General features: G+C 71.7%; 27 protein-coding genes. 14 read left to right on the forward strand and 13 right to left on the reverse strand.

The window, feature by feature from the left end; all coding sequences use genetic code 11:
- Positions 1-23: 23 nt before the first annotated feature.
- The gene (locus tag EXE41_RS06610) at positions 24-1,127 is read right to left on the reverse strand and encodes an ATP-binding protein (protein ID WP_158294399.1); all 1,104 of its coding nucleotides are present in this window, start codon (positions 1,125-1,127) and stop codon (positions 24-26) included.
- A gap of 127 nt (positions 1,128-1,254) precedes the next feature.
- Here EXE41_RS06610 and EXE41_RS06615 point away from each other — a divergent pair, with 127 nt between their 5' ends.
- Positions 1,255-1,662, forward strand: a complete 408-nt coding sequence (locus tag EXE41_RS06615) for a gamma-glutamylcyclotransferase family protein (RefSeq protein ID WP_049931846.1) — start codon at positions 1,255-1,257, stop codon at positions 1,660-1,662.
- 263 nt (positions 1,663-1,925) lie between these two features.
- On the forward strand, positions 1,926-3,137 hold the full coding sequence (gene ilvA / locus EXE41_RS06620) for a threonine ammonia-lyase (protein WP_137690606.1): 1,212 nt from the start codon (positions 1,926-1,928) through the stop codon (positions 3,135-3,137).
- A 357-nt stretch (positions 3,138-3,494) separates the two neighbouring features.
- On the opposite strand, the gene EXE41_RS06625 is transcribed toward ilvA, so the two are convergent.
- From EXE41_RS06625 to folP, 5 genes are all read right to left on the reverse strand, one after another.
- Complete coding sequence (locus EXE41_RS06625; protein WP_137690607.1) at positions 3,495-4,055, reverse strand: hypothetical protein; 561 nt, start codon at positions 4,053-4,055, stop codon at positions 3,495-3,497.
- Positions 4,056-4,193: 138 nt separating this feature from the next.
- Positions 4,194-5,264 (reverse strand): NAD(P)/FAD-dependent oxidoreductase, encoded by a 1,071-nt coding sequence (locus EXE41_RS06630; protein ID WP_086215769.1) that lies wholly within the window; start codon positions 5,262-5,264, stop codon positions 4,194-4,196.
- Positions 5,265-5,422: 158 nt separating this feature from the next.
- Positions 5,423-6,145, reverse strand: a complete 723-nt coding sequence (locus tag EXE41_RS06635) for a bifunctional 2-polyprenyl-6-hydroxyphenol methylase/3-demethylubiquinol 3-O-methyltransferase UbiG (RefSeq protein ID WP_094579804.1) — start codon at positions 6,143-6,145, stop codon at positions 5,423-5,425.
- Between the two features lie 77 nt (positions 6,146-6,222).
- A complete protein-coding gene (locus tag EXE41_RS06640; protein ID WP_049931836.1) occupies positions 6,223-7,719 on the reverse strand; it encodes a DHH family phosphoesterase in 1,497 nt (498 codons plus the stop codon).
- An 85-nt stretch (positions 7,720-7,804) separates the two neighbouring features.
- The gene (gene folP, locus EXE41_RS06645; protein WP_137690608.1) at positions 7,805-10,525 is read right to left on the reverse strand and encodes a dihydropteroate synthase; all 2,721 of its coding nucleotides are present in this window, start codon (positions 10,523-10,525) and stop codon (positions 7,805-7,807) included.
- Positions 10,526-10,671: 146 nt separating this feature from the next.
- Between folP and EXE41_RS06650 the strand changes: the two genes are divergently transcribed.
- The 4 genes from EXE41_RS06650 (at position 10,672) to EXE41_RS06665 (ending at position 13,796) form a co-directional block, all read left to right on the forward strand.
- Entirely contained in the window at positions 10,672-11,706 is a 1,035-nt protein-coding gene (locus EXE41_RS06650) for an ABC transporter ATP-binding protein (RefSeq protein ID WP_086215766.1), read from the forward strand.
- Positions 11,703-12,458 carry an ABC transporter permease gene (locus EXE41_RS06655; protein WP_049931830.1) on the forward strand — a complete coding sequence of 252 codons (756 nt, stop codon included), beginning with the start codon at positions 11,703-11,705 and terminating at the stop codon, positions 12,456-12,458. Before EXE41_RS06650 ends, EXE41_RS06655 begins: the two co-directional genes overlap by 4 nt.
- A gap of 91 nt (positions 12,459-12,549) precedes the next feature.
- On the forward strand, positions 12,550-12,693 hold the full coding sequence (locus tag EXE41_RS06660; RefSeq protein WP_129452291.1) for a zinc ribbon domain-containing protein: 144 nt from the start codon (positions 12,550-12,552) through the stop codon (positions 12,691-12,693).
- 89 nt (positions 12,694-12,782) lie between these two features.
- Complete coding sequence (locus tag EXE41_RS06665) at positions 12,783-13,796, forward strand: aldo/keto reductase (RefSeq protein ID WP_137690609.1); 1,014 nt, start codon at positions 12,783-12,785, stop codon at positions 13,794-13,796.
- Positions 13,797-13,810: 14 nt separating this feature from the next.
- Here EXE41_RS06665 and hisH read toward each other — a convergent pair whose 3' ends face one another.
- Positions 13,811-14,464 carry an imidazole glycerol phosphate synthase subunit HisH gene (hisH, locus tag EXE41_RS06670; RefSeq protein ID WP_137690610.1) on the reverse strand — a complete coding sequence of 218 codons (654 nt, stop codon included), beginning with the start codon at positions 14,462-14,464 and terminating at the stop codon, positions 13,811-13,813.
- A gap of 129 nt (positions 14,465-14,593) precedes the next feature.
- Between hisH and EXE41_RS06675 the strand changes: the two genes are divergently transcribed.
- From EXE41_RS06675 to EXE41_RS06685, 3 genes are all read left to right on the forward strand, one after another.
- The gene (locus EXE41_RS06675) at positions 14,594-15,634 is read left to right on the forward strand and encodes a phosphate/phosphite/phosphonate ABC transporter substrate-binding protein (protein ID WP_137690611.1); all 1,041 of its coding nucleotides are present in this window, start codon (positions 14,594-14,596) and stop codon (positions 15,632-15,634) included.
- Between the two features lie 71 nt (positions 15,635-15,705).
- A complete protein-coding gene (phnC, locus tag EXE41_RS06680) occupies positions 15,706-16,524 on the forward strand; it encodes a phosphonate ABC transporter ATP-binding protein (RefSeq protein ID WP_049931823.1) in 819 nt (272 codons plus the stop codon).
- Positions 16,521-17,528 (forward strand): ABC transporter permease, encoded by a 1,008-nt coding sequence (locus EXE41_RS06685; RefSeq protein ID WP_049931821.1) that lies wholly within the window; start codon positions 16,521-16,523, stop codon positions 17,526-17,528. The genes phnC and EXE41_RS06685 overlap by 4 nt, the downstream gene beginning before the upstream one ends.
- 6 nt (positions 17,529-17,534) lie before the next feature.
- On the opposite strand, the gene EXE41_RS06690 is transcribed toward EXE41_RS06685, so the two are convergent.
- The 3 genes from EXE41_RS06690 to EXE41_RS06700 all read right to left on the reverse strand — a co-directional run bounded on the left by EXE41_RS06690 (position 17,535) and on the right by EXE41_RS06700 (position 18,982).
- On the reverse strand, positions 17,535-18,167 hold the full coding sequence (locus EXE41_RS06690; RefSeq protein WP_137690612.1) for a uracil-DNA glycosylase family protein: 633 nt from the start codon (positions 18,165-18,167) through the stop codon (positions 17,535-17,537).
- Positions 18,168-18,232: 65 nt separating this feature from the next.
- Positions 18,233-18,799, reverse strand: coding sequence for a DUF99 family protein (locus EXE41_RS06695; protein ID WP_137690613.1), 567 nt, complete (start codon positions 18,797-18,799; stop codon positions 18,233-18,235).
- Positions 18,800-18,982 (reverse strand): DUF5786 family protein, encoded by a 183-nt coding sequence (locus EXE41_RS06700; protein WP_007995123.1) that lies wholly within the window; start codon positions 18,980-18,982, stop codon positions 18,800-18,802. It abuts the gene before it with no gap.
- Positions 18,983-19,094: 112 nt separating this feature from the next.
- Here EXE41_RS06700 and EXE41_RS06705 point away from each other — a divergent pair, with 112 nt between their 5' ends.
- On the forward strand, positions 19,095-19,736 hold the full coding sequence (locus tag EXE41_RS06705) for an MBL fold metallo-hydrolase (protein ID WP_137690614.1): 642 nt from the start codon (positions 19,095-19,097) through the stop codon (positions 19,734-19,736).
- Positions 19,737-19,974: 238 nt separating this feature from the next.
- Here EXE41_RS06705 and EXE41_RS06710 read toward each other — a convergent pair whose 3' ends face one another.
- Together EXE41_RS06710 and EXE41_RS06715 are read right to left on the reverse strand one after the other, a co-directional pair.
- Positions 19,975-20,124 (reverse strand): 50S ribosomal protein L40e, encoded by a 150-nt coding sequence (locus EXE41_RS06710; protein WP_006629440.1) that lies wholly within the window; start codon positions 20,122-20,124, stop codon positions 19,975-19,977.
- 85 nt (positions 20,125-20,209) lie between these two features.
- Entirely contained in the window at positions 20,210-20,479 is a 270-nt protein-coding gene (locus tag EXE41_RS06715; protein WP_006111654.1) for a co-chaperone YbbN, read from the reverse strand.
- Between the two features lie 158 nt (positions 20,480-20,637).
- Here EXE41_RS06715 and EXE41_RS06720 point away from each other — a divergent pair, with 158 nt between their 5' ends.
- The 3 genes from EXE41_RS06720 (at position 20,638) to hisE (ending at position 21,810) form a co-directional block, all read left to right on the forward strand.
- Positions 20,638-20,799, forward strand: a complete 162-nt coding sequence (locus tag EXE41_RS06720; protein ID WP_049910744.1) for a preprotein translocase subunit Sec61beta — start codon at positions 20,638-20,640, stop codon at positions 20,797-20,799.
- Between the two features lie 94 nt (positions 20,800-20,893).
- On the forward strand, positions 20,894-21,487 hold the full coding sequence (pdxT, locus tag EXE41_RS06725; RefSeq protein WP_049931813.1) for a pyridoxal 5'-phosphate synthase glutaminase subunit PdxT: 594 nt from the start codon (positions 20,894-20,896) through the stop codon (positions 21,485-21,487).
- Positions 21,484-21,810, forward strand: coding sequence for a phosphoribosyl-ATP diphosphatase (gene hisE, locus EXE41_RS06730; protein WP_094495442.1), 327 nt, complete (start codon positions 21,484-21,486; stop codon positions 21,808-21,810). Before pdxT ends, hisE begins: the two co-directional genes overlap by 4 nt.
- Positions 21,811-21,830: 20 nt before the next feature.
- On the opposite strand, the gene EXE41_RS06735 is transcribed toward hisE, so the two are convergent.
- Positions 21,831-22,226 carry a hypothetical protein gene (locus EXE41_RS06735; RefSeq protein ID WP_086215759.1) on the reverse strand — a complete coding sequence of 132 codons (396 nt, stop codon included), beginning with the start codon at positions 22,224-22,226 and terminating at the stop codon, positions 21,831-21,833.
- A 116-nt stretch (positions 22,227-22,342) separates the two neighbouring features.
- Between EXE41_RS06735 and EXE41_RS06740 the strand changes: the two genes are divergently transcribed.
- Positions 22,343-23,305, forward strand: a complete 963-nt coding sequence (locus EXE41_RS06740) for a glycerophosphodiester phosphodiesterase (RefSeq protein ID WP_241987204.1) — start codon at positions 22,343-22,345, stop codon at positions 23,303-23,305.
- The last annotated feature ends 54 nt before the right edge of the window (positions 23,306-23,359 follow it).

Genomic DNA, 23,359 nt, shown 5'->3' on the forward strand with positions numbered 1-23,359 from the left:
GTCCCGACGAGCGCCCGCGGTTTCTACGTATCGGAGCCGGCCGAGTCGGCCGGTGCGTGCGGGAGCGTCACCGTGAACCGCGCTCCCCCGAGCGACGACTCGCCGGTGTCGAGGGACCCGTCGTACGCCTCCACGAGCGTCGCGACCAGCCGCAGGCCGCTGACGCCGCCGTCGCTCGCCCCGCCGACCGCCTCGTCAGTCAGGAACGACCCGTCCCGTACCTCCGGGGGAAGCCCCGGACCGTCGTCCTCGACGACCAGCGCGACCCCGTCGTCGCCCCCGAGGCGCGCCGCCTCGTCGCCGTCGGCGCGGACGGCGACGCGGACGGTGACGCCCGGACCGCCGTGTTCGACCGCGTTCTCGACGAGGTTATGGACGATCGACCGCACGCCGTCGTTGGCGGCGACGGGGGCCGCGTCCGGGAGGTCGGTCTCGATCGCCGCCGATTCCCCGTCGGCGACCCCCGCCAGCACGTCTCGGGTCGTGTCCGCGAGATCGACGCGGCTGGAGTCCGCGTCGCCGAGGATCGCGTCCGCGACCGCGCTCGTCGCCTCGATGCGTTCGAGCCCCTCGCTCGCCTTCGCCGCAACGGTCTCGGCGTGACCGGAGCCGTCGGGGTCGTCGAGCAGGTCGGCGTAGCCGCGGATCGTCGAGAGGTCGTTTCGGAGGTCGTGCCGCAGGAGGTGGTTGACGAAGGAGACGGCCCGGACCGCGTCCCGCGCCCGGCGCGCCTCCGCCGACTGCCGGACCGCGTAGTACCCCGCGATCGCGCCGCCGAGGCTCCCGACGCCGGCGGCGACGAGCATCGGGAAGGCCGGCTCGACGAGCGGACGGCCCTCGAAGGCGCGCACGGCGAGCGTCGCGGCGAAGGCGGCGACGGCGAGGACGGTTCCGGTGGCGGTCCACCGCGCGACGCGCTGCTCCTCGCCGGGCGAGAGGTCCCGGCGAGCGATCCGGCGGCCGGCGACGAGGACCGCGACCGCGATCCCGCCGTCGAGCGCGAACGCCAGCAGCGGCCCGGCGGAGCTCCCGATGGCGCCGATCTCGGCGCCGTGGTGGACCGCGGCGGCGACGAGGAGGCCGGCTCCGATCAGGGAGACGGCGCGGTGGCCGCGCAGCGTAGACATTACGAATCCGACCGCGGAAGCGAGTAAAACGGTTGTGGATTCGTCGGGAGGCCGGCCGCAGCGCGGCGAGAGAGACGCCGCGGGGAGCCGTCCGAACGTTGAAAGCCGCGAGCGACCCACGGCACCCATGGACGTCTTCGTGTACGGGACGCTGACCGAACCGGAGCGGGTCGCCGAAGTCGTCGACTCGTTCGTCTTCGTCGGCTCCGCGACGCTCGACGGCCTCCGGCTCGTGGAGGGGCGGTACCCGACGCTCGCGCCGGGCGGCGAGACGGGGGGCCGACTCCTCCGGACGGAGGCCGTCGACGCGCTCGACGCCTACGAGGACGTCGGGGGCGGACTGTACGTCCGCGAGACCGTCCCGCTCGACGCGCCGGCCGACTACCCCGACGCCGCCGCGGTGTACGTCGGCGACCCCGAACGCCTCGACGCGGACGCGACGTGGCCCGGATCCGGCCCGTTCCCCAACCGAGTGCGCTCCGTCCTCGACGCCCGCGACGTGCGGGTGCGACTGACCCCCCGAGATACCGTCTGACGGGCGGATGACGGCGCCGCTGTCGTGCGGTTTCACTTTCGCTCTGGTAGCCCCACCTTTTTGTATTTCCGTCGCATCATTTCACTCGCACGTCACACGCGTGCATTCCCCCTTTCACCGACCGCGAGCCGTCGGCTCGGCGTGCCGGGCCGCCCGGCGGCAGGCAGTCGGCACACGGCGACCGCGGCGGGTGCCGTCGACCGTCCCGTGGACGGTCGCCCCCGACCGGAACCGATTAGCGGGCGGCGCGGCGACGGGGTGGCATGCTCAGTCTTGCCGACATCCGCGAGGCGCGCGAGCGGGTCTCGGGCGTCGCCCGCCACACGCCGCTTGAGCGGTCGCGCTCGTTCTCCGAGATGAGCGGCGCGGACCTCCACCTGAAACTGGAGAACTTCCAGCGGACCGGCGCGTTCAAGATTCGCGGCGCGATGAACCGGATACAGACGCTCTCGGAGGCGGAGCGCGAGGCCGGCGTCGTCACCGCGAGCGCCGGGAACCACGCGCAGGGCGTCGCGCTGGCGGCGAGCCGCGCTGGCGTCGACGCCACCGTCGTGATGCCGAAGTTCGCGCCCGTCTCGAAGGTGAAGGCCACCCGCGGGTACGGCGCGAGCGTTCGCCTGGAGGGCGTCGACTACGACGAAGCGCAGGCGTACGCGCACCGGCTGGAGCGCGAGGAGGACCGGACCTACGTCCACGCGTTCGACGACCCCGTGGTGATGGCCGGACAGGGGACCCTCGGCTTGGAGATCGTCGACGACTGCCCCGACCTCGACACCGTCGTCGTCCCGATCGGCGGCGGCGGCCTGATCTCGGGCGTCGCGGTGGCGATCAAAGAGCAGCTGCCGGACGTGCGCGTCGTGGGGGTCCAGGCGGAGGGTGCGGCGTCGGCCGCGAAGTCGCTCGAGGCGGGCGAGGTCACGGAGATCGACAGCGTCGACACGATCGCCGACGGGATCGCGACGCGGTCGGTCGGCGAGGAGACCCTCGAGGTCATGGCCGAGTACGTCGACGAGGTCGTCACCGTCGACGACCGCGAGATCGCCTTGGCCCTCACGCTGCTCTTGGAGCGCGCGAAGACGCTCGTGGAGGGCGCGGGCGCGGTCGCGCTCGCCGCCGTCCTCTCGGAGGCGTTCGAGTACGACGACGGCAAGACGGTCGTCGCCGCGCTCTGCGGCGGTAACATCGACCTCAACCGCCTCGGTACCGTGGTCCGGCGCGGGCTCGTCCAGATGGGCCGGTACCTCAAGATCACGATCGACCTGAAGGACCGACCCGGCGAACTGGAGCGCGTCTCCAGCATCGTCGCGCGCACCGGCGCGAACGTGTACGCGGTCCACCACGACCGAACCTCGCGGGACGTGGCCGTCAACGCCGCCGAACTCGAACTCGAATTAGAGACCGACGACGCCGAACACGCCGCCGACATCGTCGACGCACTCGAAGCGGAAGGGTACGACGTGGAGATTCTGTCCTGAATCGGTCGGCGATGGCGACCATTTACAAATAGAACTACGGTGGCGCGTGCCTCCGAGCGCCCGGAGGGCGCGAGGAGCGCGCGAGGGAGTCAGTCGCCCGGAGCAACGCGGAGGGCGACTGACGAGGCTGGGGAGGTGTGAGGTGCGGTTGCTGTGCGGGGTGGGATTCAAACTGGCAGCCGAGAGACGGGCACAGGCCACGCAAGCACCGAAAGGAGCGAGCAGCGCGAGCGACTGAGGGACACAGCGAGCGTGCGCCCGCCTCTCGGCTGGGGCTTTGGAGGCGGCCACCGCCGGTCGATTGTCAGTTGTTCATAAGCGAGCAACTGGGAGTTCGGCTACCATAGCTCTCCCGATTCACTCCGACGAGTCCGTCGAGTTGCTCCCAGAATCGGGAGCCGAAACGCTGCCGCTCACGCTCGTCGACCCGCCGAGGAGCGAGGAGTCCGAGTCGCCGCGCAGCGTCGTGACCGTCTCGCCGTCCTGTTTCACGATCAGGGTCCACGGGTCGTCGCCCGCGGGAATCCGCACCGTGCCGTTGTAGCGGACGACGCCGGAACACGACCGCGGCGCCGCGTCCGTCTCCTCGGTCGGAACGTCGAGCACGTAGGCGGACTCGTTCACCCGCTCGAACGTCGGGCCGCCGATCGCGTGCGAGGGTCCCGGCAGCGAGACGTTTCTGGAGTACGTGATCTCCGTGTTCTCGGCGCCGGCGACCACCGACGTCGAGCTGTTCGCCGAGAAGTCGTCGGGACAGCGGACCCCGTCGGTATCGAAGTGGAGCAGCGCCGGCGGATCGCTCGCCCCGCCGAGGAGGCCGCCGGGCCCTCCCGACACGGGGCCGGCGAGGGCGACGGCGCTACCGGTCACGAACAACGCGAGCGCAGCGGCGGCGACGACCAGACCGCGTCTGTTCATCACGTTTCCAACGACGGGAGAGGCGGAAATAGTACCGCGTATAACTCAAAGAGGGGTTTGCGTCACCGATCGCGTCACGGGTGTGGACGGAGCCGTCGAGACGGCGAATCGAACGCGTCGGAACCGACGGACCGCGCTTCAGTCGTCCGCGGCCGCGGCGTCGAGCTCGCCTTCGTATAGCTCGCCGGCGCGCTCGCGCTCGGAGAGGTACTCGTCGGCGTCGAGCGCGGCCTTCACGCCCATCCCGCCGGCGGTGGCCGCCTGCTGGTAGTGGAAGTCGACCACGTCGCCCGCGCCGAAGAGCCCCTCGACGCCGGTCCGGGTCTGGCCGCCGCCGCGGCCGCCCTCGGTGAGCAGGTAGCCGTCGTCGTCGGTCTCGATACCGGTGCCTTCGAGGAAGTCGGTGTTCGGCGTGTGACCAATGGCGTAGAAGACGGCCCCCACGTCGAAGTCGTACTCGTCGACCGCGTCGGCGGTCGCGGGGTCGTCGAGCTTCTCCTTCGGGTGGCCGTCGGGGTGTTCGACGAGGGCCACGCGGTCGATGCCGTCCTCGGGGGTGCCGTGGATCTCGGTGAGCTCGGTGTTGAGGAGGAGCTCGATCTCGCCGTCTTCGACGGCGTCCATCGTGCGCTCGATCCACACGTCCTCGGCGCGGAACTCCTCGCGGCGGTGCGCGATGTACACCGTGTCCGCGAACTTCGTCAGGAAGTTCGCCTCCTCCATCGCAGCGTCGCCGCCGCCGACGACGAGCATGTCCTCGTCGCGGAAGAACGCGCCGTCGCAGGTCGCGCAGGTGGAGAGGCCGTAACCCATCAGCTCCTCCTCGCCGGGGACGCCGAGCGTCCGCGCGCTGGCGCCCGACGCCGCAATGACGGCGTCGGCGGTGTACACGTCGCCGTCGGTGAGCGCGACGTGGAAGTGGCCCGCCGGCTCCTTCGAGACGTCCTCGATGACGCCGTTTCGGGTCTCGGCGCCGAACTTCTGCGCCTGCTCTTTCATGTCGTTGATCAGCCCCGGCCCGGAGATCCCCTCGGGGAAGCCGGGGTAGTTCTCCACGTCGGTCGTCAGCGTGAGCTGGCCGCCCGGCTCGTCGCCCTCGACGAGCAGCGGGTCGTTGTTCGAGCGCGCGGCGTATATGGCCGCGGAGAGACCCGAGATACCGGTGCCGGCGATGATGAGTCGGCGGTGTTCGACGATGTCGTCGGTCATTACCCACAGTTGGCCGCCGCGTCCTATGTACGTTGCGACCGTTGCGCGATTCCCGCACGACCGCCCCGCCGATGCTGCCGCGGACTTGCCCGCCGGACCACCACCGAGCCGCTCGGCGAACTGCTGCGGACCCGCTCGACGAACTGCCGCGGACCCGCTCACCGCACCGCGACGAACACGCTCCGGTCGTCGCCGGGGCCGTACCCCGAGGACACGTCAACGTCGTCGAACCCGGCATCTGCGAGCGCGTCGCCGATCCGTTCGTCGGCGAACGGCGTCATCCGGCGCCGGTCGGTGAACGGGTCGCCGTCGGGGGTGAACGTCACCGCGCGCCAGTCGAGCCGGCCGTCGTCGGTCGCGACGTGGTGCGCGACGCGGACGTACCGGAGTTCCCCATTTGCGTCGTGGCCAACGTCGAGACCCGGGGAGTTCCCGTCGGACGGCAGCGGGGAATTATCGAAGACGAGGACGCCGCCGGGCCGGAGTCGGTCCCGGAGCGCGGCGAGCGCGGGGTCGAGGTCGCCGGGCCCGAGGTGGTTCACGACGCCGCGGATGGCGACGGCGGCGTCGAACGGTTCGGTGTCGTACAGGTCCGGCTCCGGGAGCCCGGTCCGGTAGATCGAGACGGCGTCGGCGGGGCACTTCTCCCGCGCGACCGCGAGCATCCCCTCGTGGACGTCGATCGCGGTCACGTCGACTCCGCGGGCCGCGAACCGGCGCGTGTGCTCGCCGGTTCCGCAGCCGACCTCCAGCAGACGCTCGGGGTCGACGCCGCGGTCGGCGAGCGCGTCGAACACGAAGCCGGCGTCGCGGTCGTAGTCCCACTCCGACTGGATCGCGTCGTACAGCCGCGGGCGCTCGTCGTAGAGGCCGTCGGACATGGCGGGAACAGGCGCTATCTCGGCGCCCGGTGATGAGTGTCTTACGCCGCCTCGGGACCGGTTCGCACGACGGCGCCTCAGTCCGTCGGGAACTCCGGCGGAAGCCCGGTCGGCTGCGCCGGCGCGTCGTCGAGGGCCTCGAAGAAGCGCCCGGCGACGAACTCCTCGACGACCTCGGGCAGCGACTCCGACTCGTCGACCGCGGAGAGGATGCCGAGCGGGACCTGCGCGCCAGCCATCGAGGCGTGGCCCCCGGCCGACCCCGCGGGATCGAGTGCGTCACGCAGCAACTCGCCGGCGTCGACCTCGGCGCCGCGGGCGCGGGCAGAGCCGTAGATCACGCCGTCGGTGTAGCCGTAGACGAACGTCACTGTCACGTCCTCCAGGTCGAGAAGCCGATCGGCCGCCTGCGCGAGCGCGTCGCGGTCGGTTATCTCGCCGACGCAGGAGGCCGCGACCGACCCGCGCACGTCGCGGTTCTCGATGGCGGCCGCGAGGACGCGGAGCGTCTCCGGGCTCACGCTCGGGCTCTCGACGCGTTCGAGCGTCGACTCGTCGGCGTGCGCGAGCAGCGCGGCGGCCGCCTCGAAGTCGTCGGTCGCGGTCGCGCGGGTAAAGTCCTTCGTGTCGATCCGGATGCCGTACAGCAGCGACGTGGCGAGTTCCCGGTCCGGCGCGATCCCGTACCGCGAGAGGTACTCGGCGATGAGCGTGCTCGTCGCACCGACGTCGGGCCGGATGTCGACGAACGATCCCGCGACCGGCCCCCGCGGCGGGTGGTGGTCGACGACCACGTCGACCGGGTGGCCCTCGGGGAGGCTGTCGTTGATCCCGGCGCGGGAGTGGTCGACCAGGGCGACGCCGCCGTACTCGTCGAGGTCCACCCCGTCGAACGACCGGAGCCCGATGTCGAGGAGGTTCACCAGCGCGCGGTTCTCCTGATGGGAGATGTCGCCGCCGTAGCAGGCGTCGGCGTCGACGCCGATCGACTCCGCGATCCGCGCCAGCCCGAGCGCGCTGGCGATGGCGTCCGGGTCGGGGTTGTCGTGCGCGACGACCAACAGGGGCCCCGAGAACCCCCGGAGCGTCGCGAGCAGCCGGGCCGGCTTCTCGCCGTCGTCGGCATTGGCGCGCGAGAGGGCTGCCCCGGGGGAGGCGCCGCGACCGTCGGCGAGTCCGATCGCCTCGGAGACCCGATCGACGACCGCCTCGACGGGGTCGACCACGCGGTCGGCGACCGCCTCGACCGCCGCCCGCTGCTCCTCGGTCGGCGCCGTACCGAGGTGCGCGACGATCATCGCGTCCGGGTACCTGTCCCGAGCGGCGCGCGCGGCGGCGACGTTGCGCTCGGGGTCGTCGCTCGCGACCAGCACGACCGCCGCCGAGTCCGGATACGTCGCGGGGTCGGAGGGGTCGGCCTCGACGGTGGCGACGTTGCGGTCGCGCAGCGTCGACACCCAGCCGGTGTCGTCCGTGATCGCCACAAGGTCGTCGCGGTCGCCGCGCTCCTCGCGGGCGCGCTCGACGAGCGCGTTCCCGACCGCGCTACAGCCGAGCAGCAGGCGCCGGGTCATACCGGCGCGAGGGGATCGCGAGGCAAAACGCTGCCGTCGGCGCGGCGCGGGGCCGCTCCCGGGCCGAGCGGGCGCCGATGCCGAGTCACTCCGGGTCCTCCCCGTCGCGGAGCGCGCCGTTCGCCGCCGCGGCGACGTCGACCGCCGCGCGGTTCTCGGCCACGTCGTGGACCCGGACGATGTCGGCGCCGCGGTCGGCCGCGAGCGCGGTGCCGGCGACCGTCGCGTGCTCGCGGTCGTCGGCGTCGCGCCCGACCGCGCCGTACAGCGACTTGTGGGAGTGGCCGACGAGGACCGGGCAGCCGAGCGCCGCGAACTCGCCGCAGCGCGCGAGCAGCTCGAAGTTCTCCGCGGGCGACTTCCCGAAGCCGATCCCGGGGTCGACAATGACGCGGTCGCGGTCGATGCCCGCCGTGTCGGCCAGCGCGAGGCGCTCGCGCAGCGCGTCGACGACCTCGCCGACCACGTCGTCGTACTCGGGGTCGGCGTCCGGGTCGACCGGCGCGTCGAGGCTGTGCATCACGATCACCGGGCAGTCGGCGTCGGCGACGACCGACCGCATCGCCGGGTCCTCCAGCCCCGTCACGTCGTTGATGATGTCCGCGCCCGCCTCCAGCGCCGCCCGCGCGACCGCCGGCTTGCGCGTGTCGACCGAGACGAGCACGTCCCCGGACCCGACCGCGGGCACCGACTGGATCGCCTCGATCGTCGGGACGACGCGCTCGATCTCCTCGTCCGCCGGGACCGGGTCCGCGCCCGGACGGGTCGACTCGCCGCCGACGTCGACGATGTCGACCCCGGCGTCGACCATCCGCTCGACGCCCGCGACCGCGTCGTCGAGGTCGGCGTGGCGCCCCCCGTCGTGGAAGGAGTCCGGCGTGACGTTGAGCACGCCCATCACGGCGGTCCGGTCGCTCCACGGGAACTCCGGGGCGGACTCGTCGTCCGCGGACGCCGACCTACCGTCCGGCGCGTCGATCCCGACCGACGCGGCGATGTCGGTCGCCACGCCGCCGAGCCCGCCGCCGTCGCTCGCGGCGAGCCGGTCGACGAGCGCGCGGAGCTCGGCGACCGTTCCCGCGACGGTGACGGGGACGTGCTCGCCGCCGGCCCCCCGGTCCTCGTTCGCGCCGAGCCCCCCGAGCGCCGCGTCGCCGCCGACGATCCGCGCCGCGGCCGCGACGCGCTCGGCCCGATCGCCTCGTAGCCGGAGCGTGAGGGTGCGGTGGTCGACGCCATCCCGGTGCGCCGCGATCCCGTCTGGTTGAACGCCGGCCGTGTCGAGCGCGTGGGCCGCGCCGTCGACGCCGCGGACCGTCCGCTCGCGGACCGTTCGCATCCGCGCCGCCCGGGCCTCGGCGACGGCGAACAGCGAGCCGACGAGCAGCACGCAGTCGCCCGCCTCGGCGCGGTCGACCGCCGCCGCGAGCGCGTCCGCCACGTCGTCGCCGGCGGTCACGCGGTCGACGCCGGCGGAGCGCAGCGCCGCCGCGAGGACCGCGGGGTCCTCGGCGCGGTCGATGGCGGGCCGGCAGGTGACCGCCGTCGCCGCGTCCGGGAGCGCCGCAGCCGTCTCGGCGTGGTCCTTGTCGTGCATCGCCGCGTACACGAGGTGGAGGTCGTCGTAGTCGTACTCGGCGAGCGTCGCGGCGAGCGTGCGGGCGGCCGCGGGGTTGTGCGCGCCGTCGAGGACGGTCAGCGGCGCGGTGTCGACCACCTCGAACCGGCCGGGCCACGTCGCCCGCGCGAGGCCGTCGCGCACGTCGCGGTCGTCGAGGTCGGTTCGCAACGCTGCCGCGGTCCGGTCCGCGAGCGCGACGGCGACGGCCGCGTTCGTCGCCTGATGGCGCCCGACGAGCGGGATTCGGTAGGTGCCCTCGCGCTCGCCGGCGAGCGCGACCTCGGCGTCGGTGGCGCTGACGCGACCCTCGTAGCTCGCCGCGAACGCCGGCGGGTCGTCGGGTTCGGCATCGCTATCGGTGAGGTCGGCGCCCTCGTCGCGCTCGTCGGGTTCAGCGTCCTCGTCGCTATCGTCGGCTTCGGCGTCCTCGTCGCTATCGTCGGCTTCGGCGTCCTCGTCGCTATCGTCGGCTTCGGCGTCCTCGTCGCTATCATCGGGACCGGCCGCCTCCGACGCGCCGTCACCGACCACTCGCGTCACCGGCGCGCCCGCCTCGCCGGCGACCTCGCGGACCACGTCGAGCGCTTCGCCCTCACAGGCGGTGACGAGCGGCGCGTCGGGGTGGGCGATCCGAGCCTTCGTCCGGGCGATCTCGGCGATCGTGTCGCCCAGCACGTCGGTGTGTTCGAGCGAGACGTTCGTCACGGCGGTCGCGACGGGGTCGACCGCGCTGGTCGCGTCGTACTCGCCGCCGAGGCCGACCTCCAGGACGGCCACGTCCACGTCGCGCCGCGCGAACTCGCGGACGGCCATCGCCGTGACGACCTCGAAGAAGGTGAGCGGCTCGCCGGCGGCCGCCCGGTCGATCAGCCACGGGCGCACCGCCTCGACGAAGTCGGCGATCGCCGACTCGGTCATCTGCCGGCCGTCGACGCGGACCCGCTCGGCGAGCGCGGAGAGGTGCGGCGAGGTGTACAGCCCCACCGACAGCCCCGCCTCCCGGAGGACCGACTCGGTCAGCCGCGCCGCGCTGCCCTTCCCGTTCGAGCCGGCGATCTGGACGAACGGAACGTCCGCCTGCGGGTCCCCGAGGTGCGCGAGCAGCGCCTCCACCCGATCCGTGCCGGGCTTGACCGAGAAGCGGCGGAGGTCGAAGAGGAACGCCGCCGCCTCGTGGTAGTGCATGTCCCGTGAGTCGGCGGCGCGTCGCTTAGACGTAACGGACCTGACCGGGAGGGCGGGCGCGGTGACCACGACCGCGCCGGAGGGGCCGACACCCCTGCGTCGACCGAAAAGTAACCCTTACGCGCGCGGCGGCCGCAGTCGATCGCATGGACGAGACAGCGACCGCCGACGCCGCCGCGGGAACGGCCGCCGACGGGGCCGCGGCCGACCCCGTCGTCGCCGGCGAGGGGGTCCGGAAGGAGTACGGCGAGGTCGTCGCGCTCGACGGGGTCGACCTCGACGTCGCGGCCGGCGAGGTGTTCGGGCTCATCGGACCGAACGGCGCCGGGAAGACGACGCTGGTGCGCGCGCTCACGGGGACCACCGAGGCCGAGGGCGACCTGCGCGTCTTCGGCGAGGCGCCGGCGGCGGTCGACCCGGCCCGGATCGGGCTGCTGCCGCAGTCGTTCGACCCGCCCGCGCGGCTCACGGCTCGGGAGCTGGTCGACTACTACGGCGGGCTGTACGACGCGGCCCGCGACACCGAGTCCGTCCTCGGCGACGTGGGGATGGCGGACGACGCCGACGCCTGGTACGAGACGCTCTCCGGGGGCCAGCAGCGGCGCACCTGCGTCGCGACCGCCGTCGTCAACGACCCCGACCTCCTCTTCCTCGACGAGCCGACGACGGGGATCGACCCGGCCGGCCGCCGGGCGATCCACCGCCTGATCGAGCGGCTCGCGGCCGGCGGGACGACCGTCTTCCTCACGAGCCACGCGATGGACGAGGTCGAGCGGCTCGCCGACCGGGTCGCGCTGCTCCGCGACGGGCGGGTCGTCGCGAGCGGAGCCCCCGACCGACTGGTCGCCGAGCACGGCGGCGCGCCCCGCCTCGACGCCGACACCGCGACGGCGACGGGCGAGGAGACCGTCGAGCGCGTCGCGGCCGGCGTCCGCGAGCGCCTCGGGGACGACCCGACCGTCGAGGCGACCGACGGCGGGCTCCGGGTGCGCGGCGTCCGCCCGGAGGCGATCGGGGACGCGGTCGACGCGCTCGACGCGGCCGGCGTCGCGTTCGACTCGCTCTCGTGGTCCGAGCCGTCGCTGGAGGACGTGTACCTGCGGCTCACCGGCGAGGAGTACGCGCGGCGGGGCGGCGCGGCGGAGGCGACCGAGGCCGTCACCGACGGAGGGGAGCGATGAGCCGCCTCGGGCGGGTCCGGACGGAGGCGGTCGCGGCGGCGCGCTCGTTCACGCGCCGCCGGACGGCGGTGTTCTTCACCTTCTTCTTCCCGGTCATCCTCGTCGTCATCTTCGGCGCGCTGGTGCGGACCCAGCCGACCGGCGGCGGCCTCTTCGCCGAGCCCGCGGGCTACTACATCCCCGGCTACCTCGCGGTCGTCGTCCTGTTCACGCCGCTGTCGCGCGTCGGGTCCGAGATCGCGCGCCACCGCGACGGCGGGCGGTTCGAGAAGCTCGCGACGACGCCCCTCTCCCGCGCCGAGTGGCTGCTCGCGCACACGCTGGTCAACGTCGGGATCATCGGCGCCGCGAGCCTGCTCATCCTCGGGCTCGTGCTGGCGGTGACCGACGCGACGCTCATCCTCTCGCCCGCGCTGGCCGTCCTGCCGGTCTTCGTCGCGGTCGCGGTCGCGCTGTTCTGCGGGCTCGGAGCCGTCCTCGGCGCGCTCGCCGACTCGCAGGACGGCGTGATCGCCGCGAGCAACACGGTCGCGCTCCCGCTCCTCTTCCTCTCCGAGACGTTCGTCACCCCGTCGCTGCTGCCGGCGTGGTTCCGGCCCGCGGTCGCGGCCTCGCCGCTGACGTACTTCGCGCGGGGGACCCGGGCGATCACCTTCGAGGGCGGCGCGTGGACCGGCGACCTGCTGGTGTTGACCGCGCTCGCGGCCGTCTTCCTCGCGGTCGGCGCGTACGCGGTCCCGCGGACCGAGTGAGGGCTCGCCTCCGAGGCGGCGTCGGCGCCGCGGTTCGGAACCGTTCATTTATGGTCACAGCCCGCGCATCCGTGAACCGAGAGGAAGGCCGTTGACCACCGTTCACTTCACCTGTCCGGACTGCGACCAGACTATCGAGGTCAACGACGCGATGCGAAAGACGATCCTCGACACCGGCTGCCCGGTGTGTACCGCGGCCGCGGCCGAGGAGCACTTCGCCGTGACCTGTGAGTAGCCGCCGCTGGGCCCCTGCGATCGACACTCGTTGACACATCGCGTCCGCTTACTGTGCCTTTTTGCGTCGACCGCGACAACCGTTCGGCGATGACGCCCGAACTCGACGAGATCGACCTGGGAACCGTGCCGCTCGGCCGAACCGGCCTGCGGACGAGCGAGCTCCAGTTCGGCACGTGGCGGTTCGGCCGCGTGACCGAGGCGGGGAACGTAGAGATCGACGAGGAGCGCGCCCACGAGCTGCTCGACGCCTACGAGGCGGCCGGCGGACGGTACATCGACACTGCCGACGTGTACGGCGGCGGCGACTGCGAGCGCTGGATCGGCGACTGGCTCGCCGAGCGGGACCGGGAGCGCTACACGATCGCGTCGAAGGTGTACTGGCAGATCCGCGACGGCGACCCGAACAGCCGCGGGACGAACCGCAAGAACGTCCGCCACCGCGTCGACGCCCTCCTCGACCGGCTCGACACCGACTACATCGATGTCCTCTACATCCACCGCTGGGACGACGAGACGCCGGCCCGCGAGCTGATGAAGACGCTCAACGGGCTCGTCGAGTCCGGCAAGGTCCACTACCTCGGCGCCTCCACGCTCCGCCCGAACGCCTGGAAGGTCGCCCGCGCCAACGCGATCGCCCGCAGCGAGGGGTGGGAGCCGTTCACGGTGCTCCAGCCGCGGTACAACCTCGTCGACCGCGAGATCGAGGGGGACTACCTCGAGTTCGCGCGCCAGCAGAATCTCGCCGTCTCCCCGTGGAGCCCGCTCGGGCAGGGCTTCCTGACGGGGAAGTACGACCGCGACGCGGACCTCCCCGACGACTCGAAGGCCGCCGAGTCGAGCCGCTTCCAGGAGGCGTACCTCACCGAGGAGAACTTCGACGTCCACGACGAGCTGGACGCGGTCGCCGACGAGGTCGGCGCGTCGCCCGCGCAGACAGCGCTCGCGTGGCTCGCCCACCGGGACGGCGTCACCGCGCCGATCGCCGGCGCGCGGACGGTCGACCAGCTGCGCGAGAACCTCGCGGCGGCGACGATCGACCTGTCGGACGAGCAGGTTGACCGCCTGACGGCGGCGAAGCCCGGCCCGTACGACGAATTATAAGACGATCGCGCGGCCTACCGCTCCGCGCAGTAGTCGACGAAGTTCCGCAGGATCGTCAGCCCCGTCTCGCCGCTCTTCTCGGGGTGGAACTGCGTGCCGAACACGTTGCCGGCCTCGTTGGCGACGACCGCAGGGAAGTCGACCCCGTAGTCGGCGGTGGCGACGACCGCGTCCGGGTCGTCCGGCGCGGCGTAGTAGGAGTGGACGAAGTAGGCGTGCTCGCCCGCGACCCCGTCGACGATCGGGTGGTCGCGCTCGATGTCGAGCTCGTTCCAGCCCATGTGCGGCACCTTCCGGTCGACCTCGAACCGGACGTTGGTGCCGGGGACCAAATCGAGGCCGGTCACTTCGCCTTCGCCCTCGTGGTCGGCCTCCTCGCTCGTCGTGAGCAGCATCTGCATCCCGAGACAGATCCCGAAGAGGGGGCGGCCCGCCGCGGCGTGGTCGGTCAGCGCCTCGCGCAGCGGACCGGCGTTCTCCATCCCCTCGCGGAACGCGCCGACGCCCGGGAGGACGACGCCGTCGGCCGCGGCGAACGCCTCGGGATCGTCGGTGATCTCGACGGTCGCGCCCGCGCGCTCCAACCCCCGGGTCGCCGACCGGAGGTTCCCGAGCCCGTAGTCCACGAGCGCGACGGACACGTCGCGGTCCGGTGGAGATTCGTCCATGGTTCCGGTTCGCGACCGCGGTGGAAGTCAGTTTCCATCCGTGAGGCGTTGCATAGCGGTACGTAGCCGTACGTATATTTGAACAGCAACACTTTTGATAGAACAGTAAAACCCACACACGTACTCCTCATGGAGCGACGACGCCAATTCCTCAAGATCGCGGGTGCGGCAAGCATCGTTGGACTGGCCGGCTGTAGCGGCGGCGGCGACGGGTCGGACGGCTCCGACGGCATGAACGGCTCTGACGGGTCGGACGGCTCCGACGGGTCGGACAGCGAACCGGAGATGACGTTCGGCGGCGACAGCACGATCGACTTCGGCATCTCGCCGTCCGTCCCGCAGGAGGACCTCAACGTACAGTACTCCCCGCTCGAAGAGCACATCGGGAGCTACCTCCGGGAGAACTACGATGTCCCCAGCGACCTCAGCGTTGAGGGGACCATCGGAAGCAACTACAGCGCCATCATCCAGTCTCTCGGCCAGGGGACGCTGGACATCGCCGAGACCGGGCCGTTCGCGGCCGCCCTCGGCGTGAAGACCGGCAACGCGGAGGTCATCCTCCAGCGGTACGGCTACGGCGGCTGGACGTACAAGAGCATCATTGCGACGCCGAACGACAGCGACATCACCGAGCTGTCCGACCTCTCCGGGAAGACCGTCGCGTTCTCCGACCGGCTCTCCACCAGCGGCGCACTGTACCCGCTGTACAGCATGTCGAGCCAGGGGGACCTCGACGTCGGCGAGCTCCCCGAGGGCAACGGCTCGCAGGCCGAGTTCGACGCCCGCTTCGCCGGCGGCCACGTCGGCTCGTACACCCTCCTCGAACAGGGCCAGGTCGACGCGGCCGCGATGGGCGGCTTCGTCCGCGACACGAAGACCGGCCCCACGCCAGACGAGTGGCAGGAGGTCGCGACTACCCTCCACGAGGACGAGGGGCTCCCGCGCGCACCGATCGTGGTCTCGCCCGAGCTCGACGACGACGTGAAAAGCGCCATCCAGGAGGCGTTCCTGGAGGGCCCGGACAGCATCTACTACGGCGCGGACAGCGAGGACGGCACCGAAGACGACCTCTGGTTCAGCCGCGTCCGCGGGGCGACCCAGGACGACTACCAGTCCGTCATCGATGTCGCCGACGAGCTCGGCGTCGGAACCGACATCTTCAATCAGTAGATCCCTCACAGTCCCCCAACTTCGGATCGTTTTTCACACGATCGGTCTGTTTTTGGACAAACTCACACCTCATGCCAACGATCGAATTCGAAAACGTCAGTAAAATATACGACGAGGACACAGTCGCCCTCGACGACGTGTCGTTCACCATCGACGAGGGGGAGTTCGTCATTCTGCTCGGTCCCTCCGGTGCCGGCAAGTCGACGATGTTGCGGGTGTTGAACGGGCTCACGGAACCCACCGAGGGGTCCGTTCGCATCGGCGGCGAAGAGCTTCAAGGGAACCGCAGCGGGGTCGGGATGGTGTTCCAGGAACACTACCTCATCGAGAGCAAGACCGCGTTCGGCAACGCGCTATCCGGGGCGCTCTCGCGGAACGGGCTCCTCCGGAGCGCCCTCGGGATGCACGACGACGCGGACAAGCGGACCGCCCTGGAGGCACTCCAGACCGTCGGCCTCCTCGACGAGGCTGGGCAGCGCGCCGAGTCGATGAGCGGGGGACAGAAACAGCGCGTCGGGATCGCCCGCGCGCTCGTCCAGAACCCCGAGATCGTCCTCGCCGACGAGCCGGTCGCCAGCCTCGACCCGAAGGCGGCCCGCGACGTGATGCGCTACCTCAAGAAGGCGGCGACCGAGCAGGACCTCACCACGATCACCAGCCTCCACCAGGTGAACATCGCGCGCGAGTTCGGGGACCGGTTCCTCGGGATCCGCGGCGGCGAGGTGATCTTCGACGGCGACGCCGACGACCTCACCATGGACGAGATGGACCGGATCTACTACGGCGAAGCCCAAGGCGGCAAGACGGTTCCGACCGGAACGAGCGGCGACGAACTCGGCGGGAGCGACGCCGACGTCGACGCCGCCGCCGACGGGGGTGAGCGGGCGTGAGCTCGCCAGACTCGGCGATCGACGACCAGTTCCGCGCGCTCGAACGGCTCCGCCGACTCAAATACCTCCTGTGGGCCGGGCTGCTCGCGGCCGTTCTCGGCGTCACCTACTGGGGTCTCGGCTTCATCGGGTTCCAGCCCAACGTCGTCGCCGGGCGGCTCCCGGGGATGTACGAGTTCATCTCGACCGGCTTCTTCCCGCCGGACTTCCAGAACTTCACGATCTACACCAAAGACCAGGGGATCAGCGGGCTACAAGCGATCCCCGCGAGCTTCGGCGACGGCGGCGCCCACATCATCGAGAGCTTCCAGTCGTCGCGGCAGTCGCTGGTGAAGGCGAGCCTCGTGACGCTCCTGCTCGGCATCATGGGCACCGTGTTCGCCTTCCCGTTCGCGCTCGTCCTCGGGGTCCTCGGGAGCGAGCGCGTCACGCCGTTCCCGTTCAACTTCATCTTCCGGGGTACCCTCAGCGGGATCCGCGCCATCCCCGCCATCGTCTGGATTTTCCTGTACATCCCCATCGGCCCACCGGGACAGGTGACAGCGGTGCTCGCGATCGCGACCGACAGCATCGGGAACCTCGGCCGCCTGTTCACCGACGACCTCGAAGAGATCGAGGAGGGGCCGATCGAGGCGATCCGGTCGACCGGTGCGTCGGGCACCCAGACCGTGAGCTTCGGGATGTTGAGTCAGGTCTCCCGCTCCTTCATCGCGTGGACGCTGTACATCTTAGAGATCAACACCCGGATCGCGATCTCGCTCGGCGTCGTCGGCGCTGGCGGGCTCGGACTGATGATCCGGAACAGTCAGGACCTCTTCGAGTTCCAGCAGACCGCCGCGGGGCTGGTGATGGTGTTCATCGTCGTCCTCGGCATCGAACTCATCTCCTCGCGCATCCGCGCCCGGCTCCGGCCGGGCGAGCACGAGGGGAAGGGGCTCATCGAAGCGATCCGCGGCCTGTTCGACCCGAAGAAGTGGCTCGGCGTCGGCGACCGCCGCGACTGAGCCGACTCAGAACTCGCCGAGCCGCGACTGGCCGTCGCCGCCGTTTTCTCCCCGGTCGCTGACGCCGCTCAGTTCGGCCGCCCGGGCGATCGTCTCGAAGAAGCCGTCGCGCTGACTCCGGTCGTACAGCGTCGCTGCGGGGTGGACGGATAACAGTACGCGCCGCGACACGCCGGCGAGCCGCGCGTCGACCACGTCGCCGGACTCGCCGGTGATCGCGACCGAGCGGTCGAGGAGGTGTTCGCTCGGCACCTTCCCGAGCGTCACGATCAGCTCCGGGTCGAGTCGGTCGATCTCGCCTTCGAGGTACCCGCGGCAGTTCGCCAGCTCCTCGGTCGTCGGGTCGCGGTTGTCCGGCGGTCGGCAGCGCACGCAGTTCGTGATCCGCACGTCGGCGCGGGCGAGCCCCGCGTCGCGCAGCGCCTCGTCGAGCACGTCGCCGGACCGCCCCACGAACGGCTCGCCCGCCTCGTCCTCGGTCGCGCCCGGCCCCTCGCCGACGAACAGCAGGTCCGCGTTCGTCGGGCCGACGCCGTCGACGATCCGGCTCCGCGACTCCACCAGCGCCGGGCACCGCTCGCAGGATGGCACTCGGAGGTCCTCGTCGAGCGCGGAGCCGTCGCCGCCGTGTTCGCTCATGCCCACGCCTCCGGGCGCGGTCGTCTAAGTAGCGTCGGTCGAACGGGCCGCACGCCGAGCCCCGCCTACTCGGCCGTCGCCGCCTCACGGTGCGCGCTCGCGGCGAGCGCCGCGATCCGGAGGGGCTCACAGCGCCGGAAGCCGTCGCGAGTGAGTCCCCGGATCGCCGCGGCGGCGCGCTCCGGTTCGATACCGACCGCGCGGACGAATCGGGGCCGATCCGAGTCCGGGTCGCCGACCGGAACGCGGGGCGGAAGCGACCGGTACGCGGCGAGCCGGTCGGCGAGGGCCTCGCCGTCGAACGCGTCCCGGAGCGCCGGTTCGAGCCCGGGGCTCGCCTCGTAGCTCACGGCGTAGACCGGGCGGTCGAGCGTCTCGGCGAGTTCGTCGAGGTCGAGGAGGTTGAACCACGCGGGCGCGACCCCCGCACAGACCACGTGGCGGACATCCTCGCGGGCGAGCGTGCGCCAGCAGTCGATCACCGCGTCGGTCGCGTCGGTGCCGCCGACGGTACACCGCGCGAACGCGAAGCCGTCGGGGGTCCCGTCGGCCCGAACGACGACGCCGGCCGCGTGGCTCGCGTCGCGGGCGTCAGAGAAAGCGACGCCGAGCGCGCGGCTCGGCGTGGTCACTCACGCGTCCTCGGACTTTATCTCCTGGAGCCGGTCGAGAAGCTCGTCGTTCGAGGCGCCGGGTTCGTAGTCCACGGACCCTTGGTGGGTCTCCTGGGCAGCCCGGACGCCGTCGTCGTCGTCGAAGTCCGCGTCCAGGTCCTGATTCTCCTGTTCGGACTCGTCGTAGCTGCCGAAGCCCATTTGTGTGTGACACTAACAGGGGGTAAGTGATAAATCCACGGCCGTCAGCGGACCCGAGGGGCTCGCTGGGGTGCGACTGTACGCTTTTGTCGCTCCGCGAGCGAGTGGAGGCATGGAGCCGATCACCGTCACCGCGGACGCGGAGGAGTTCACCTGTAACGCGTACCTCGTCGTCGGGGACGAGACGACGCTCGTCGACGCGGGAACGATGCCCGGCGTCGAGGACGCCGTCGCCGACGCCCTCGCCGACGCCGGCGTCGACGGCCTCGACCGCGTCGTGATCACGCACCAGCACCGCGACCACGTGGGCGAGCTCGGCGCGGTGGTCGAGCGCTTCGACGCGGAAGTGCTCGCGTACGCCGATCACCCGCTCCGGGACGCCGCGCTCGGGGACGGCGACGAGGTGGTGGTCGGCGACGAGTCCTGCGAGGTCGTCTACACTCCCGGACACGCCGACGACCACGTCTCGCTCGTCGGCGCGGAGCGGCTCTACTCGGGCGACGTAGTGGTGTACAACGACGGCGCCTTCGACGACGGCTCGTTCGGCCGGACCGACATGGTCGGCCAGTCGCGCGAGCGCCTGATCGGGAGTCTCCGCGAGATCCTCGACCGGCTGCCCGACTCCACGGGGGCGATGTTCCCCGGCCACGGCGACGTCTACCGCGCCGTCGACGGCCCGGACACCCTCCGCGAGGTGATCGAGCGCGCGACGGAGCGCGCCGAGCGCCGCGAGCCGAAATACCCCGACGGGTGAGCGGGAGCCGGGTTTAAATTCGAGTGACGGCGAGACCGACCACCGACTTCGGCGCGCGCCTCCAAGCGGCCGCCCTCGGCGGCCGCGAGGAGCGCGTGCGAGGGACGCGGTGAGAGAGGGGTGACCGAAGGGAGCCCCGAGCGAACCGCGAGGCTGGGGCGGAGCGAGGCACGCGCGCGGCTGGCGGTCAGGAGGAGAGTCCGCGAGAAGGGCCGTGAACGACCCGGAAACGGCCGGGTTACGCCGCGCGGCGCTCGGTCGCCTTCGGGCGGAGCTTGGTGTAGCCGCACTTGCGGCAGCGCTCGGCCTCGGAGGCGTTGCGGGCGTTACAGCGCATACAGATCTGTCGGTCGAGCATGCGACGTTCGGCGGCGTCGAAACTGGCCATACAGCTACTGTGCGGGCGGTGCTGTAAAAGGTTGCGAGACGTCGCGACGGTCGCGGGAGGAGAGGCTAGTCGGCGAAAGTCCTGGTCAGGCGCCCGCTTCCGAGAGGGCGGCCTCGATGTCCTCGCGCTGCGTGACGCCGACGAAGCGGTCGACGACGCCGTCGTCGTTCTCGACGATGAGCGTCGGGAGCGAGCGGACCTGGTACTGGTTCGCGACGTCCTGCTCCTCGTCGACGTCGACCTTCTGGAGCTCGAACGCGTCGCCGAGGTCTTCCTGGATCTCCTCCAGGATGGGGTCTTGGGTCTTACACGGGCCGCACCACTCGGCGTGGAAATCCAGCAGTCGAACGGTCATAGTCGCGGTCAACTACCGCCGGGCCGCGCATAAGGGTTTCCCACTTGTGCGTGCGCGCGCTCGGCGGCGGCTCGACCGGGCGACGGCGCGACGGTGGCGCGAACACGGTCCGAACGACGAACGAAACGTTTAGAACGCGTCGCCGTCCAGAAGCGGACATGAGTGGTTCCAACTCCGGCGGGCTGATGTCCAGTGCGGGACTGGTCCGCTACTTCGAGAACGAGGACCGGAACGCCATCGCGATCGACCCCAAGACGGTCCTCGCGTTCTGCGTCCTCTTCGGCGTGTTCGTCCAGATCCTCTCGCTGACGGTCGCGTAACGGCCTCGCCGTTCCCGTTCTGCCGACGCACCGATCCCGAGTCGACCGGTCGCGTAGCGCGCCCTTTTTCCACGCGCCCGCCCCAGCGATACGTATGAAAGCAGGCGTCATCGCCGTCCAGGGCGACGTGGCCGAACACGCCGCCGCCGTCCGCAACGCCGCGGCCGCCCACGACGAGTCCGCGGAGGTCGTCGAGATCCGAGAGTCGGGGGTCGTGCCCGACTGCGACGTCCTCCTGATGCCGGGCGGGGAGTCGACGACCATCTCGCGGCTGATCCACCGCGAGGGGATCGCCGCGGAGATACGGGACCACGCCGCGGCCGGGAAGCCGATCCTCGCCACCTGCGCCGGACTGATCGTCTGCTCGACCGACGCGAAGGACGACCGGGTCGAGCCGCTGGGGCTGGTCGACGTCTCCGTCGACCGCAACGCGTTCGGCCGGCAGAAGGACTCCTTCGAGGCGAAGGTCCCGGTGACCGGCCTCGACGACCCCTTCCACGCCGTGTTCATCCGCGCGCCGGCCATCGACGACGTGGGCGACGGCGTCGAGACGCTCGCGACCGTCGACGGGCGCCCGGTCGCGGTGCGCGACGGGCCGGTCGTGGCCACCGCGTTCCACCCGGAGCTCACCGACGACCCGCGGATCCACGACCTCGCCTTCTTCCCCGAGCGGGAGGTGGTCGCGTGAGCGATCCGGCCGAGGGCGAAGCGAGCGCGGACGAGCCGCCCGAGGCCGTCCTCGACGAGCTGTTCGCCACCATCGAGTCGCGCAAGGAGGAGCTCCCGGAGGGGTCGTACACCGCGTCCCTGTTCACCCACGAGAAGGGAGAGAACGCGGTCTTAGAGAAGGTCGGCGAGGAGACGACGGAGGCCATCCTCGCGGCGAAGGACGACGACCGCGAGGAGCTCACCGCGGAGAGCGCCGACCTCGTCTACCACCTGCTCGTGTTGTTCGCGATGAAGGACCTCGACGTCGACGACTTACGCGCTGAGCTCCGCGAGCGGTTCTGAGTCCCCGCGGCGGTCGACGCCTACCGCTCCCGTTCGAGTTCGCGGTCGATTTCGTCGACCTCCTCGGTCTCCAACTCCTCGCCGATGCGCCGCTCGAACTCCGCCTCGCTGATCTGTCCCTCGACGTACTGCTTCCGGAGGCGGTCCTGGCGGCTGCTCCCGGCGTCGACCGAGGTCGACGAGGCGGACTCCGAGCCGATCGAGTCGAGCGACGGCGAGCCGCCGTCGCCGAGTAGCCACGAGCCGGCCTTGTAGGCGACGTAAACGAGCCCCGCCAGCACCGCGAGCGAGACGACCCCGGAGACGATCGTCCAGACGAGGCTCACGAGCGCGGAGACCACGCTGACGACGATACCGACCCCGATCAACACCGCGATCGCGATCGCCGCGTAGTAGAGGGCCTGCTTCCCGTCCATACCCCGGAATCGGGCTGCCGGCCGCAAATACCTTCTCCCGGAGACGGCGTCGCGCGGTTCGGTCCGTGCCCCCGGACTTTTGTCCGTGGCGCCGAACGTCAGACGGTGAGACCGCCGTGCGCGACGCCGCCCCGCCCGAATCCGACGCGCGGACGGAAGCGACCCGCAGAGCGATGCTTCGGCGGAGCGGGGCGCTCGCGGTCGGTGCGGTCGCGGCGACGGGGTCGGCCGCCCTCGCCGGTTGCGCCGGGCGCGGGAGCGGCGATGCCGGCGGAAACGACGGCTACGCCGCGGGGGCCGGCGCGGCCGCCGGTAGGGGGGACCCTCCGCTCGTCGCGCACCGTGGCTTCGCGGCCGAACACCCGGAGAACACGGTCGCGGCTATCGAGGCGGCGACGGCCGTCGTCGACCGGGTCGAGCTCGACGTGCGCCGCTGCGGCACGGGCGAGCTCGTCGCCTTCCATGACGCGACGCTGGGGCGGGTGACGGACGCGACCGGTCGCGTCGGCCGGACCCCGGCGGGGCGGCTCGCCGAGCTCTCCGTCGAGGGGTCGGGAGAACCGGTGCCGACGCTCGCCGCGGCGCTCGACGCCGTGCCGTCGGACGCGTGGGTCCTGCTCGACCTGAAGGAGCGCGGCGTGGCGGCCGACGCGGTCGCGGCCGGCGCGGAACGCGACCACGGGCTCGCCGTCGCCGCCGACGACCCCGCGGCCATCGAGGCCGCGAACGCGGCCGACCCGACGGTCCCGGCCGTCTACGGGGCCCGGGAGTCGGTCCCAGCGCGGCCGCTCAGGCCGCTGATCCCGGGGAGCCGAGCGGGGGTCGGACTGCCGAGGTGGGCGTATCCGCCGCAGGACGTGGCGGGGATCGTCGAGACGGCGACGGCACTGGGCTGTGCGGCGGTGTCGCCGCGGTACGAGCTGTGCCTCCGGACGGATATCGTCTCGCGGGCCGCGACCGCCGGGCTGCGGGTGCTGCCGTGGACGGTCGCCTCGGCCCGGGAGTACGGCGCGGTGGCGTCGGTCGACGGCGTCGGCGCCGTCGTCTCGGACGTCTCGCTGGGACGCCGGGAGCCGTGACAACCGAGACGAACGAGCGGCTCGCGGGCGGCAGAAGTGTTATTCGTGCGGCTC

The sequence above is a fragment of the Halorubrum sp. SD690R genome (genome assembly GCF_005435035.1).
In the GTDB taxonomy this organism is placed as follows: domain Archaea; phylum Halobacteriota; class Halobacteria; order Halobacteriales; family Haloferacaceae; genus Halorubrum; species Halorubrum ezzemoulense.

What these genes read in the sequence shown, in the direction of transcription:
- EXE41_RS06610 (WP_158294399.1), bottom strand. Translation starts at nt 1,127, where the DNA reads ATGTCTACGCTGCGCGGCCACCGCGCCGTCTCCCTGATCGGAGCCGGC.
- EXE41_RS06615 (WP_049931846.1), top strand. Translation starts at nt 1,255, where the DNA reads ATGGACGTCTTCGTGTACGGGACGCTGACCGAACCGGAGCGGGTCGCC.
- ilvA (WP_137690606.1), top strand. Translation starts at nt 1,926, where the DNA reads ATGCTCAGTCTTGCCGACATCCGCGAGGCGCGCGAGCGGGTCTCGGGC.
- EXE41_RS06625 (WP_137690607.1), bottom strand. Translation starts at nt 4,055, where the DNA reads ATGAACAGACGCGGTCTGGTCGTCGCCGCCGCTGCGCTCGCGTTGTTC.
- EXE41_RS06630 (WP_086215769.1), bottom strand. Translation starts at nt 5,264, where the DNA reads ATGACCGACGACATCGTCGAACACCGCCGACTCATCATCGCCGGCACC.
- EXE41_RS06635 (WP_094579804.1), bottom strand. Translation starts at nt 6,145, where the DNA reads ATGTCCGACGGCCTCTACGACGAGCGCCCGCGGCTGTACGACGCGATC.
- EXE41_RS06640 (WP_049931836.1), bottom strand. Translation starts at nt 7,719, where the DNA reads ATGACCCGGCGCCTGCTGCTCGGCTGTAGCGCGGTCGGGAACGCGCTC.
- folP (WP_137690608.1), bottom strand. Translation starts at nt 10,525, where the DNA reads ATGCACTACCACGAGGCGGCGGCGTTCCTCTTCGACCTCCGCCGCTTC.
- EXE41_RS06650 (WP_086215766.1), top strand. Translation starts at nt 10,672, where the DNA reads ATGGACGAGACAGCGACCGCCGACGCCGCCGCGGGAACGGCCGCCGAC.
- EXE41_RS06655 (WP_049931830.1), top strand. Translation starts at nt 11,703, where the DNA reads ATGAGCCGCCTCGGGCGGGTCCGGACGGAGGCGGTCGCGGCGGCGCGC.
- EXE41_RS06665 (WP_137690609.1), top strand. Translation starts at nt 12,783, where the DNA reads ATGACGCCCGAACTCGACGAGATCGACCTGGGAACCGTGCCGCTCGGC.
- hisH (WP_137690610.1), bottom strand. Translation starts at nt 14,464, where the DNA reads ATGGACGAATCTCCACCGGACCGCGACGTGTCCGTCGCGCTCGTGGAC.
- EXE41_RS06675 (WP_137690611.1), top strand. Translation starts at nt 14,594, where the DNA reads ATGGAGCGACGACGCCAATTCCTCAAGATCGCGGGTGCGGCAAGCATC.
- phnC (WP_049931823.1), top strand. Translation starts at nt 15,706, where the DNA reads ATGCCAACGATCGAATTCGAAAACGTCAGTAAAATATACGACGAGGAC.
- EXE41_RS06690 (WP_137690612.1), bottom strand. Translation starts at nt 18,167, where the DNA reads ATGAGCGAACACGGCGGCGACGGCTCCGCGCTCGACGAGGACCTCCGA.
- EXE41_RS06700 (WP_007995123.1), bottom strand. Translation starts at nt 18,982, where the DNA reads ATGGGCTTCGGCAGCTACGACGAGTCCGAACAGGAGAATCAGGACCTG.
- EXE41_RS06705 (WP_137690614.1), top strand. Translation starts at nt 19,095, where the DNA reads ATGGAGCCGATCACCGTCACCGCGGACGCGGAGGAGTTCACCTGTAAC.
- EXE41_RS06710 (WP_006629440.1), bottom strand. Translation starts at nt 20,124, where the DNA reads ATGGCCAGTTTCGACGCCGCCGAACGTCGCATGCTCGACCGACAGATC.
- EXE41_RS06715 (WP_006111654.1), bottom strand. Translation starts at nt 20,479, where the DNA reads ATGACCGTTCGACTGCTGGATTTCCACGCCGAGTGGTGCGGCCCGTGT.
- EXE41_RS06720 (WP_049910744.1), top strand. Translation starts at nt 20,638, where the DNA reads ATGAGTGGTTCCAACTCCGGCGGGCTGATGTCCAGTGCGGGACTGGTC.
- pdxT (WP_049931813.1), top strand. Translation starts at nt 20,894, where the DNA reads ATGAAAGCAGGCGTCATCGCCGTCCAGGGCGACGTGGCCGAACACGCC.
- EXE41_RS06735 (WP_086215759.1), bottom strand. Translation starts at nt 22,226, where the DNA reads ATGGACGGGAAGCAGGCCCTCTACTACGCGGCGATCGCGATCGCGGTG.